The sequence below is a fragment of the Thioalbus denitrificans genome (assembly GCF_003337735.1).
Lineage (GTDB): Bacteria > Pseudomonadota > Gammaproteobacteria > DSM-26407 > DSM-26407 > Thioalbus > Thioalbus denitrificans.
The window spans coordinates 155,463-167,145 of sequence record NZ_QPJY01000009.1; the positions used below are offsets into that span (position 1 = coordinate 155,463).

12 protein-coding genes are annotated in these 11,683 nt (G+C 68.5%); 7 read left to right on the plus strand and 5 right to left on the minus strand.

Annotated elements, in window-relative coordinates:
- From hemJ to DFQ59_RS15860, 3 genes are read right to left on the minus strand one after another with little or no spacing between them, the layout of a single operon-like run.
- Positions 1-429: a protoporphyrinogen oxidase HemJ gene (gene hemJ, locus DFQ59_RS15850; protein ID WP_114280699.1), complete on the minus strand. Its 429-nt coding sequence runs from the start codon at positions 427-429 to the stop codon at positions 1-3.
- Between the two features lie 60 nt (positions 430-489).
- Positions 490-1,137, minus strand: a complete 648-nt coding sequence (locus DFQ59_RS15855) for a DUF4126 domain-containing protein (RefSeq protein WP_114280700.1) — start codon at positions 1,135-1,137, stop codon at positions 490-492.
- 34 nt (positions 1,138-1,171) lie between these two features.
- Positions 1,172-2,467, minus strand: coding sequence for a chloride channel protein (locus DFQ59_RS15860; RefSeq protein ID WP_114280701.1), 1,296 nt, complete (start codon positions 2,465-2,467; stop codon positions 1,172-1,174).
- Between the two features lie 294 nt (positions 2,468-2,761).
- Here DFQ59_RS15860 and argC point away from each other — a divergent pair, with 294 nt between their 5' ends.
- The 6 genes from argC to DFQ59_RS15890 all read left to right on the plus strand — a co-directional run bounded on the left by argC (position 2,762) and on the right by DFQ59_RS15890 (position 7,051).
- The gene (argC, locus tag DFQ59_RS15865; RefSeq protein ID WP_114280702.1) at positions 2,762-3,793 is read left to right on the plus strand and encodes an N-acetyl-gamma-glutamyl-phosphate reductase; all 1,032 of its coding nucleotides are present in this window, start codon (positions 2,762-2,764) and stop codon (positions 3,791-3,793) included.
- Between the two features lie 55 nt (positions 3,794-3,848).
- A complete protein-coding gene (locus DFQ59_RS15870) occupies positions 3,849-4,589 on the plus strand; it encodes a DUF6776 family protein (RefSeq protein ID WP_114280703.1) in 741 nt (246 codons plus the stop codon).
- Positions 4,576-4,998, plus strand: a complete 423-nt coding sequence (locus DFQ59_RS15875) for a bactofilin family protein (protein ID WP_114280704.1) — start codon at positions 4,576-4,578, stop codon at positions 4,996-4,998. Before DFQ59_RS15870 ends, DFQ59_RS15875 begins: the two co-directional genes overlap by 14 nt.
- A 67-nt stretch (positions 4,999-5,065) precedes the next feature.
- Positions 5,066-5,404: an iron-sulfur cluster insertion protein ErpA gene (gene erpA, locus DFQ59_RS15880; RefSeq protein WP_114280705.1), complete on the plus strand. Its 339-nt coding sequence runs from the start codon at positions 5,066-5,068 to the stop codon at positions 5,402-5,404.
- A gap of 159 nt (positions 5,405-5,563) precedes the next feature.
- On the plus strand, positions 5,564-6,139 hold the full coding sequence (locus tag DFQ59_RS15885; RefSeq protein WP_114280706.1) for a LemA family protein: 576 nt from the start codon (positions 5,564-5,566) through the stop codon (positions 6,137-6,139).
- A 3-nt stretch (positions 6,140-6,142) separates the two neighbouring features.
- Positions 6,143-7,051, plus strand: coding sequence for a hypothetical protein (locus tag DFQ59_RS15890; protein ID WP_114280707.1), 909 nt, complete (start codon positions 6,143-6,145; stop codon positions 7,049-7,051).
- Positions 7,052-7,073: 22 nt separating this feature from the next.
- Here DFQ59_RS15890 and DFQ59_RS15895 read toward each other — a convergent pair whose 3' ends face one another.
- Both DFQ59_RS15895 and DFQ59_RS15900 read right to left on the minus strand, forming a co-directional pair.
- Positions 7,074-8,216 carry an anhydro-N-acetylmuramic acid kinase gene (locus DFQ59_RS15895; protein WP_114280708.1) on the minus strand — a complete coding sequence of 381 codons (1,143 nt, stop codon included), beginning with the start codon at positions 8,214-8,216 and terminating at the stop codon, positions 7,074-7,076.
- Positions 8,217-8,236: 20 nt separating this feature from the next.
- Positions 8,237-9,766, minus strand: coding sequence for a peptidoglycan DD-metalloendopeptidase family protein (locus tag DFQ59_RS15900; RefSeq protein WP_114280709.1), 1,530 nt, complete (start codon positions 9,764-9,766; stop codon positions 8,237-8,239).
- A gap of 163 nt (positions 9,767-9,929) precedes the next feature.
- On the opposite strand from DFQ59_RS15900, the gene tyrS reads away from it, so the two are divergent.
- A complete protein-coding gene (gene tyrS, locus DFQ59_RS15905) occupies positions 9,930-11,135 on the plus strand; it encodes a tyrosine--tRNA ligase (RefSeq protein WP_114280710.1) in 1,206 nt (401 codons plus the stop codon).
- The last annotated feature ends 548 nt before the right edge of the window (positions 11,136-11,683 follow it).

Genomic DNA, 11,683 nt, shown 5'->3' on the forward strand with positions numbered 1-11,683 from the left:
TCAGAAGGGCCTGACGATGACCAGGATCACCACCCCGATCAGGATCAGCACCGGGAACTCGTTGAACCAGCGGAACCAGACATGGGAGCGGCGGTTGCGATCGGCGGCGAAGTCGCGCACCAGCCGCCAGCACCAGAGATGGTAGGCGATCAGCAGGGCCACCAGGGTGAGCTTGGCGTGCATCCAGCCCTGGCCGCCCTGGAAGTAGACCGGCCACCAGGCGATCAGGTGCCAGGTACCGAAGATCGCGGTGGCGATGCCACCGGGGGTGGTGATGCCGTAGAACAGCTTGCGCTCCATCACCTTGAAGCGCTCGCGGCTGGGCGTGTCCTCCGCCATGGCGTGGTAGACGAACAGCCGCGGCAGATAGAACAGCCCGGCGAACCAGGTCACCATGAAGATGACGTGAAAGGCTTTGACCCACAGCATCGCGTGCTCCCGCCAGGTTCAGGAGCGGGCATTGTAGCGGCGCCGCCGCCCGGAGGCACGTTACTCCCGCGGCCCGAACAGCCGCAGCCGGGGCGGCGGGGGCGGCGCCTCGCGCTTGCTCCCGAACAGGCGGCCGAGCTTGTAGAAGACCCACTTGATGCCGCGCCAGATTTTCGGCAGCAGCCAGGCCATGAGCAGGATGAACAGGATCAGCCCGGCCAGGAACGCCCAGGGGTAGTTGAGCGCCGTCCACAGCCCGCCGATGACGGCCAGGTCCTCCGCCACCGAGGCGGTCCAGTTGGTGAACGGTTCCGGCGAGGTGTTGATGAGCACCCGGCTGCCGGCCTTGGTGGCATGGGTGCCGGCGGCGAGCCCGCCGCCGATGAGCAGCGCGGCCAGCTCCGCCGCCGGGCCCACCTCGGCCACCGCGCCCGCGGCCAGCAGCGCCCCGGCGGGAATGCGGATGAAGGTATGGATGGCGTCCCAGCCGGTATCCACCCCCGGTGTCTTGTCGGCGAAGAACTCCACGCAGTACATGAATCCCGCCGCCGCCAGCACCAGGGGGTCGGTGAGGAATATCAGGTCGGGGGGAAGCTGGATGTTCCCCGTGGCGCCCATGTAGCCCAGCATGAAGACGGCCGCGTAGAGATTGATGCCGCTGGCCCAGGCGGCGCCCATGGACAGGGCGATTGTGCTGATTGCATCCATCGAACGCTCCTCGCAGCAGTGGGTCCCACGGCCCTCAGCGTGCCTTCTCGGTAAACGCCAGCGCCAGTGCCCGGTAGATGGGCGTGTCGCAGATGAGCGAGGAGACGCCATAGCCGATCATGGCGGCCGCCATCAGCGGCAGCAGCATGGCGTGGCTCTCGGTCATCTCCATGACCACCACGAAACCGGTAATGGGAGTCTGAACCACGCCGGCGAAATAGGCCACCATGGTGAGCAGCACCATGGCCTCGAAGGGCACCACCGTGATCCACTCCGTCAGGTTGGCGCCCAGGCCGGCGCCGGTGGCCAGCGTCGGGGCGAAGATGCCACCGGGAATCCCGCTCACGTAGGAGACCAGGGTGGCGGCCATCTTGGTGAAGGCGTAGTAGCCGGGCAGCTCATGGCCGCCGGTGATCACGTGGGAGGCCTCCTGGTAGCCGGTGCCGTAGGTGAGTCCGCCGGAGAGCAGGCCCAGGAGGGCGATGGCCAGGCCGCAGGCGGCGGGCACCGCCAGCGGGTGGCGGCGGATGACCGGGGCGATGGCCCGCGTGATGCGGATCAGCAGGGTGGAGAAGATGCCCCCCAGCAATCCGCCCGCCACGCCGGCAACCGGCACCGCCAGCCAGTCCGACGGCGCGCCGAGGGTCGCGCTGGTGGTGCCGAAGTAGTTGTAATTGCCGAGAATCGCGAGCGCCGTGACACCGGCGAACAGGACGGTGCTGAGGATGGTCCCGGAGCTGCGCTCCTCGAAGCTGCGGCTCATCTCCTCGATGGCGAAGACGATGCCCGCCAGCGGCGTGTTGAAGGCCGCGGCGATGCCGGCGGCGCCCCCGGCCACGATCAGCCCATGGTCCAGGTGGTGGCGGCGGAACTGGGCGAAGCGGCCCAGCGCATACATGACCGAGGCGCCGATGTGCACCGTGGGCCCCTCGCGGCCGATGGAGGCGCCGGAGAGCAGGCCCAGGAGGGTGAGCAGGATCTTGCCGAAGGCGATGCGCAGGGAGAGCACGCTGCGGCGGAAGCGGACGTCGGTCTCCTGCAGCGCGGCGATGGACTGGGGAATGCCGCTGCCCTGGCTCCCGGGGAAGTAGCGCCGGGTCAGCCAGGCCACCAGCACCAGTCCCAGGGGCGAGACCAGCAACGGCCAGTAGGGCGAGTGCTCGACCAGCTTGCGGAACAGGTCGCTGGCGAGCTCGGCGCTGATTGCGAACAGCGCCGAGAGCAGCCCCACCACCACGGCCCCGGTCCAGAACACCAGCCTGCGCTTCCAGCGCTTGATGGAGGCCATCGACTTGGCAAGCAGGCGCAGGTTCCGTGTAACAAGCCTCATGGTTTGTCTCTGCAATTATGGGTGGTGGGCGGCGTGGCAGGATGCCACTCGGGCAGGGTAATAAAACTATCATGAAATCAGTGCCTTGGCTATCCGGCGTGGCGTCTGTGCCGCGCCCCGCGGTGGATTCCCTTGTATTGCAGTGAGTTGCGTGGCGCATCGGGGCGGGCGGCGGCTGGGCTGGCGGGACTGCTGCTGTGCCGGGCACAGCCTTTCTCTTTTTGGGGGCAACCCGTATCATCCCAAGTCTGTTTTCCTTCGGGCCATTGGACCAGTTCAGGAGCGGGAGAAGTCGTGATCAAGGTTGGGATTGTCGGTGGAACCGGGTACACCGGGGTGGAGTTGCTGCGGCTGCTGGCCTCGCACCCCCGGGTGCAACTGCAGATCATCACCTCGCGCTCCGAGGCCGGCATGCCGGTGGCGGAGCTGTTCCCCAACCTGCGCGGCCGCGTGGACCTGCGCTTCAGCGAACCCGACAGCGCGGCGCTGGCGGGCTGCGACGTGGTCTTCACCGCGACCCCCAACGGCGTGGCCATGGGCATGGCGCGGGAGCTGCTGGAGGCCGGCACGCGGATGATCGACCTGGCCGCCGATTTCCGCCTCAGGGACCCGGCGGAGTGGGAGCGCTGGTACGGCATGCCCCATGCCTGTCCCGAGCTGCTGGAGGAGGCCGTCTACGGCCTGCCGGAGGTGAACCGCGAGGCGGTCCGCGCGGCCCGCCTGGTGGCCAATCCCGGCTGTTACCCCACGGCGGTGCAGCTCGGCTTCCTGCCGCTCATCGAGGCGGGCCTGGCGGACACCGGCCGGCTGGTGGCGGACTGCAAGTCCGGGGTCAGCGGCGCCGGTCGCAAGGCCGCGGTGCCGACCCTCATGGCCGAGTCGGGCGAGAGCTTCAAGGCCTACGCCGTGCCGGGACACCGCCATCTTCCCGAAATCCGCCAGGGGCTGGCCCTGGCCGCCGGCAGCGAGGTCGGACTGACCTTCGTGCCCCACCTGATACCCATGATCCGGGGCATCCACGCCACCCTCTACGCCACGGTCGCGGATCGGGGCGCGGATCTGCAGGCCCTGTTCGAGCGGCGCTACGCCGGTGAGCCGTTCGTGGATGTCATGCCTCCGGGCTCCCACCCGGAGACCCGTACCGTGCGTGGCGCGAACCACTGCCGGCTGGCGCTGCACCGGCCCCAGGACGGGGACATGGTGGTGGTCCTCGCGGTCATCGACAACCTGGTCAAGGGAGCCGCGGGGCAGGCGGTGCAGAACATGAACCTGATGTTCGGCCTGCCCGAGGACAGCGGGCTCGGGCAGATCGCGCTGCTGCCGTGACGGCGGAGCGGACAGGCGCCGCGGGTGCGCGGCCCCCCCACGGGGTACGGTACTGATGTCGGGACCGCGGCCGACCCGCCTCGTGGTGCGCCAGCAGCGCCCGGGGCGCCTCGGCCTGCTGCTCCTGGCCGGGCTGGCTCTTGTCGCCGTGGTGGCCGGCGGCGGGTACTTCACGGGGCAGTACTACAGCGACGACCGCGTGGCCGTGCTCATGGAGGAGAACGATTTCCTCCAGCAGCAGCTGGCACAGACCCGCAAGGAGCTCAGTGCCCTGCGCCAGGAGGTGATCCAGGCCCGCCAGTCCTCGCGCCTGGACCGCGAGACCCTGAACGAGGTCAACGGCGCCCTGCGCGAGCTGGAGCAGCACAATGCCCAGCTGGAAGAGGAGCTGGTCTTCTTCCGCGGTATCATGGCCCCGGAGGAGAAGACCGGCGGCCTGCAGGTGCGGGAGCTGGTGCTGGAGCCGGGCGAGGGCGCCGGCAGCTACCGCTTCAACCTGGTGCTGACCCAGGTGCGCAACAACGACAGCGCCCTGCAGGGCCAGGTCACGCTGGGCATCAAGGGCCGGCTGGCGGGGGAGGAGAAGGTGCTCAGCTGGGAGGAGGTGGCCGACGGTCCCCGGGAACTCAAGTTCCGCTTCCGCTACTTCCAGAACCTGGATGGCGGCTTCAACCTGCCGGACGGCTTTACGCCCGAGGCGGTATCGGTGGAGGCGAAGGCCGGCGGGAAGCGGCCCGAGTCAGCCAAGAAGGTCTTCCCATGGCCGTTCGAGGAGGGGACAAATGCTGGGCAGTAAGAACAAGCGCAAGCGTACCAACCAGATCGACACGCTCATCGGGCAGAACACCAAGCTGCTCGGGGATCTGCACTTCTCGGGCGGTCTGCACGTGGACGGCATCGTCAATGGCAACGTGGTGGCCGTTGACGAGAGCAGCTCGGTGCTGACCCTGAGCGAAAAGGGCTCCATCGAGGGCGAGGTCCGGGTGCCGCACGTGGTCATCAACGGCCAGATCATCGGCGATGTGCATGCCAGCGAGCACGTGGAGCTCGCCTCCGAGGCCCGGGTCACGGGCAATGTGTATTATGGCCTGATCGAGATGGCCATGGGGGCGGAGGTGAACGGCAAGCTGGTGCACGAAAGCGAGAAGAATCCCCCGCTGCAGCTCAGCCATGCGCCCGAGGAAGTTCCGGTCGAACAAAGTTGACTGCCTGGCTGGGGAAAATCATAATATCACCCAATCACCCTGAAGCTTTCCACGCAGGAGAAGTGCAATGAGTGCTCCCGAACCCCTCATCTTCACCGATTCGGCCGCCTCCAAGGTCCGCCAGCTCATCGAGGATGAAGGCAACAACAACCTGATGCTGCGGGTCTTCGTCACCGGTGGCGGCTGTTCCGGCTTCCAGTACGGCTTCACCTTCGATGAGGACATCAAGGAGGGTGACACCCGGGTGGAGAAGGGCGGCGTGACCCTGCTCATCGATCCCATGAGCTTCCAGTATCTGGTCGGTGCCGAGATCGACTACACCGAGGGTCTGGAAGGCGCCCAGTTCGTCATCCGCAACCCGAACGCCACCACCACCTGCGGCTGCGGCTCCTCCTTCTCGGCCTGAGCCGGAAGCTGCGGCGGCAGGAAACGAGGGCGCCCATCCAGGCGCCCTTTTTCTTTGCCCGCGGTTCGGGAAACCTGCACGTTTCCCCGCGCCCGGTTGGGGTTAGAATCAAGGCGGTACGCGTCCGCCGGTGCGGGCGCCGGGGCAGAGGGGGTGGATATGGATTTCTTCGGTTACGGGCTGCTGATCGCGCTGCTGGTGGTGGCGATCTACGGGGTGGCTATCTACAACCGGCTGGTCGCCCTGAAGCACAACGTCAAGAAGGCCTGGGGCAACATCGACGTACTGCTCAAGCAGCGGCACGACGAGCTGCCGAAACTGGTGGAGACCTGCCGGCAGTACATGACCTACGAGCAGGAGACCCTGGAGCGGGTGATCAGCGCCCGGAGCCAGGTGTCCGACGCGCGCGAGAGCGGTGATGTGGGGGCGCTGGGGGCGGCCGAGGGGCTGCTGCGGGCGGGGCTCGGCCGGTTGTTCGCCCTGGCCGAGAACTACCCGGATCTGAAGGCCAACGAGAGCTTCCGTCATCTGCAGATCCGCATCACCGGCCTCGAGGACGCCATCGCCGACCGGCGTGAGTTCTACAACGAGTCGGTCAACATCAACAACATCCGCATCGAGCAGTTCCCCGACCTCATCGTGGCCCGGATGTTCGCTTTCGGTCCCTTCGAGCTGCTGAAATTCGAGGAGAGCGAGAAGGCGGACGTGGACGTGCGCTCCCTGTTCAACGCCTGATCCGTGCCGGAATTCCTGCTGCGGCTGAAGGCCGACCTGCTGCACGGGGCCATGTCCGCCGGCTACCTGCTGGCGGGGCTGCTCCTGCTCCAGGCCCCCACCGCGGGTCTGCGCTTCGGCCTGCTGGGGGTGGTGGCCGCCGTGAGCCTGGTGGTGTGGCTGGCGGCCGGGCGGCGCTACCGCCTGGTGGCGGACACGCCCACCGCCCGGATCGCCTCCGCCCACCAGGGCTACGTGGAGCTGGTGGGCCGCAGCGAGCTCCATCCCGGGACCCCGGGGCTCGGCTTCTCCTCCATGCCGCCCAGCGTCTGGTTCCGCTACGTGGTGCACCAGCGGCGTCTCGACGGGAAGTGGGCGCGGGTGGACGGCGGCCGCTCCGATGAGACCTTCCTGCTGGTGGACCCGAGCGGCAGCTGCGTGGTGGATCCCGACGGGGCTGAGGTGATCGGCAGCCACCGCCGGGTCTACTACCAGGGGGATTACCGCCATACCGTGGAGTACCTGCTGCCCGGCGAGACGCTCTATGCCCTGGGCCTGCTGCGCACCGAGGGAGGCGCGTCGGCGCCGCTGGACCGGTCGGGTGACGTGCGCGACCTGCTGGCACGCTGGAAGCGGAACCGCCGCTCCCTGCTGTCCCGCTTCGACTTCGACGGCGACGGGGAGCTGGACCTGGCGGAATGGGAACAGGCCCGGCGCCAGGCGGAACGCCAGGTGGCGCAGGAGCATGGCGAGATCCGCCGCCAGCCCGGTGTGCACATCCTGCGGGCGCCGGCCGACGGACGCCCCTACCTGCTCTCCAACCGCGACCCGGACCGGCTCATGCGCCGCTTCCGCTGGTGGTCATGGTTCCACCTCGCGGTGTTCATGGCCGCGGCGGCGACGGCCCTGGCGGGGCTGGCGCGGCTCGGCTGAGCCGCGGGGCTGCGCCGGCGCGTCAGCCGGGGCGGTCCGGCGGCCAGCGGGCCCCGGGATAGATGCCGCCCAGCACCACCGGGTGGCCGGCACCGGTGACCGCGGGCAGGTTGCCGGGGCGTCCGGCCAGGGTCTCGCGGGCGAGCCAGGCGAAGGCTGCGGCTTCCACCCATTCCGGCGCCAGGCCGCAGGTGTCGGTGGTGGCGACGGCGAGTTCCGGCAGGGCCGCCGCCAGCGCGGCGAGGAGAACGGGGTTGCGCGCCCCGCCCCCGCATACCAGCAGCTCCTCGGTCCCGGCGGCGTGTTCCCGCACGGCCCGGGCCACGCTCCCGGCGGTGAGCGCCAGCAGCGTGGCCTGGATATCCTCGGGGGCATGGGCCGCGTGGGGGCCTTGCAGGTGCCGCTCCAGCCATTCCAGGTTGAACACCTCGCGCCCGGTGCTCTTGGGCGGCGCGGCGGCGAAGTAGGGATCGTCCAGCAGCCGTGCCAGCAACTCCCCGGCCACCCGGCCCGAGGCGGCCCAGCGGCCGTCCCGGTCGAAGTCATCGCCCCGGCTGCGGCTGATCCAGGCGTCCATCAGGCCGTTGGCGGGGCCGGTGTCGAAGCCGGTCACCGGCGCCGCGGGGTCGCCCGGAAGCACGGTGATGTTGGCGATGCCGCCGAGGTTCAGCACCACCCGGCTGCGACCCGGTGTCCGCAGCAGGGCGGCATGGAAGGCCGGGACCAGCGGCGCGCCCTCGCCGCCGGCGGCGAGATCGCGGCGCCGGAAATCGGCCACCGTGGTGATGCCGGTGCGCTCGGCGATGGTGCTGGGATCGCCGACCTGGAGGGTGAAGGGGAGGCGCGCCGCGGGGCGATGGCGCAGGGTCTGGCCATGGCTGCCGATGGCCCGCACCCGGCCGGGATCGATGTCATGCTCCCGGAGGAGGGCGACGGCGGCGTCGGCGAAGAGCCGTCCGACCGCGGTATCGAGCTCGCCGAGACGGTCCAGGTCCACGCTGCCGCCCTGGCCCAGGGCGAGCAGCTCCCGGCGCAGCGTCTCCGGCACCGGGTGGGCCCGGGCGGCGGTGATGCGGACCCCGGCCGCGCCGAACCCGACGGCGGCCGCGTCCACGGCGTCCACGCTGGTGCCCGAGATCAGGCCGACGTACAGCCCCTCGTCCATGGGACCGGCGACCCTGTCGCTCAACGGTCCTGCAGGGCCAGGGTGCTGTTCTTGTAGGTGTCGAGCTGCGCGATCGTGCGCTTGGCGTGACTGAGGAAATCCGCCCGGTAGGCCGCCTGGATGGGCTCGGCCTCGGGCAGCTTCACCGTGAGCGGGTTGCGGTGCACGCCGTCGACGCGGAACTCGTAGTGGAGATGGGGCCCGGTGGCCAGGCCGGTGGCGCCCACGTAGCCGATCACCTGGCCCTGGCGGACCCGGGTGCCGGCGTGGATGCCCTTGCCGAAGCGGGACATGTGGCCGTAGAGGGTGCTGTACTTCTCGCCATGCTGCAGGATGACGGCATTGCCGTAGCCGCCCTTGCGGCCGGCGAAGACCACCTTGCCGTCGCCCGCGGCCCAGATGGGCGTGCCGGTGCCGGCGGCGTAGTCCACGCCCTGGTGGGGACGCTTCTTGCCCAGCACGGGGTGGAAGCGCTCCCGGGTGAAGCGGGAGGAGATGCGGCGGAAGTCCACCGGTGCGCGCAGGAAGGCCTTGCGCATGCTCAGCCCTTCCGGGGTGTAGTAGTCGGTGTGGCCCGTTGCATCGGTGTAGCGCACGGCCTGGTACACGCGGCCCTGGTTGACGAACTCGGCGGCCAGGATGTCGCCGTCGCGGACCCACTCGCCGTCGAGATACTTCTGCTCGAAGGAGACGGCGAAGCTGTCTCCCTCGCGGATGTCGAGGGCGAAGTCCACGTCCCAGCCGAAGATGCCCGCCAGTTCCATGATGAGGGCATCGGAGAGGCCGGCGCGCTGGGCGCTCTGGTAGAGGGAGTCGGAGATGGAGCCGGCGCTGTGGCCGACGCGGATCTCCAGCGCGCGCTCCTCGGTGGCGGCGCGGAAGCCGTCGCCTTCCGGCCAGATGCGCAGGCTGTGGGTGATGTCCTCCTGGTAGACCAGTTCGCGCAACCCCTGGTCGGGATCGATGCGGAAACGGAGCGCCTGGCCGGGATAGATGCGGGTCAGGGAGCGGGTTTCGTCGCCCAGGCTGAGGATGCGGTGCAGGGTGGTGGCGCTCAGTCCCTGGCGGGAGAAGATGGCGGCCAGGGTGTCGCCGGACTTCACGGTGACTTCGGTCCAGGGCAGTTCGGAAGCGGCGGGGGCGGCGGACTCGGCGGCTGTCGTCTCCTGCGCCGGAACGGGGGTCTCCGCCAGGGGCTGGGCGGCCGCCGGCGGCGGGGCCGGAGCGTGCTCCCGGGCGGGTGCGGCAACGGGCACGTCCGGCGCGGCGAGTGTCGCGACCGGCTCTCCGGGGGTGGTGCCGGGCACCGGCAGGGCCAGGGTCACCCGCTGGCTGCCAGGTGCGGTGAAGCTCGGCGTTTCGCGGTTGGCGCCGGCTTCGTGACTGGGGTAGAGGCCCAGGACGATGGCGGAAAGGCCGATGCCGACAGCCAGCAGGGTGGCGATCCGGTGGTGCGCCGGACGCCTGGAAGAGGTGAACGGGGCTTCGGCATCCTGGCCGAAAATTGAGCGACCGCGCTTCGAGCTGCGGGAGAACAGACGGTAATCCACGGAATTACCTCATGAAATTTGCAATAAACTTAGACCTGAACGGCGTCGGGATCAAATTTTGCGCGCCGCTGGCCCCCGGTTCCCCTGACTATGTTACTTTTTTTTGCCGCATTGGGTATCGTTCTGGGTTTTTAAACCAGACGCGGTTTCGGAGCAATAACAGATGTCAAAGATTGAAGAGGCCCTCTCCATCATCAAGCGCGGCACCGAAGAGATCCTGCTGGAGGATGATCTTCGCCAGCGGCTTGCCAGTGGCCGCCCGTTGCGGGTCAAGGCCGGCTTCGATCCCACCGCGCCGGATCTCCACCTGGGACACACGGTGCTCATCAACAAGCTGCGCCAGTTCCAGGACCTGGGCCATGAGGTGATGTTCCTCATCGGGGACTTCACCGGGATGATCGGCGATCCCACCGGCAAGAACGTCACCCGCCAGCCCCTTACCCGCGAACAGGTCATCGAGAACGCCCGCACCTACGAGCAGCAGATTTTCAAGATTCTCGATCCCGAGCGCACCCTGGTCATGTTCAACTCCAGCTGGATGGGCGAGATGAAGGCCGCCGACCTGATCCAGCTCGCCGCCCGGCACACCGTGGCGCGCATGCTCGAGCGCGAGGACTTCAGCAAGCGCTACGCCGGCGGCCAGCCCATCGCCATCCACGAGTTCCTCTATCCCCTCATCCAGGGCTACGATTCGGTGGCCATGCAGGCGGACGTGGAGCTCGGCGGCACCGACCAGAAGTTCAACCTGCTGGTGGGACGGCAGCTCCAGGAGAGCTTCGGCCAGAAGCCGCAGGTGGTGATCACGCTCCCCATCCTGGAGGGGCTCGACGGCGTGCAGAAGATGTCCAAGTCGCTGGGCAACTACATCGGCATCAACGAGGCGCCGGACGAGCAGTTCGGGAAGATCATGTCCATCTCCGATGACCTCATGTGGCGCTACCTGGAACTGCTCTCCTTCCGGCCGCTGACCGAGATCGAAAAGTGGCGGCGCGAGGTGGAGGAGGGGCTCAACCCGCGGGACGTGAAGTTCCGCCTGGCCGGCGAGATCGTCGAACGCTTCCACACCCGGGAGGCGGCCATGCAGGCCCAGGAGAACTTCGTCTCCCGGTTCCGTCACGGCGCCCTGCCGGAGGACATGCCGGAGCTCGAGCTGGGCGCCGACCCGGACAGCGGCGGACTGGCGCTCTCCACCCTGCTGAAGGAGGCCGGACTGACGCCGAGCACCTCCGAGGCGCTGCGCATGATCCGCCAGGGCGCCGTGCGGATCGACGGCGAGCGGGTGGAGGATGCCAAGGCGGTGATCCCGGCGGGCTCCAGCCACGTGGTGCAGGTGGGCAAGCGCCGCTTCGCCCGGGTCAGGGTGGCCTGAACAGGCCCTGTCCGCGCAGAGGCCGGAGCCGGTTGGCGGGGCGGACAACCCGGCCGTGCCCGGCTAACCCCTTGATCGTCCGTCGTCGCGGCGGGTCGGGCGGAAAAAAGTTCATACCCCCTCTTGACCCGGCCGATTTCCGGCTTAAAATGCGCCGCTCTTCCGGTTGCCGAACCGGGAGCGGCCGGGAGGCCGGGGCCGGAAGGCCGGCTCGGCGAGGGGTTGACAACCGGATCTGGCCGGGTTTAAAATTACTTTCCCAATCAGATAGTTACATCGTCCTGTTGGGTGCTGTCGGGCAATCCCGCAGCAGGGGCGGAGGCGAAAAAAGGTGTTGACGCCCCGCTCGAAGAGCAGTTAAGATTCCACTTCTCCGCTGACGGGTTTTCGACGAGGCGGAACAGGGATGCGGCCAAGTGCGCAGCCCGACCGGTTCAGGCCAGTTCCTGACCGGGGCTCTTTAAAAATTTGACGATCAAGTAATTTGTGTGGGCGCTTGCGTCGATGATTCGGGGTACTGAAATTTATCGATGGCAAGCAATCTCGTG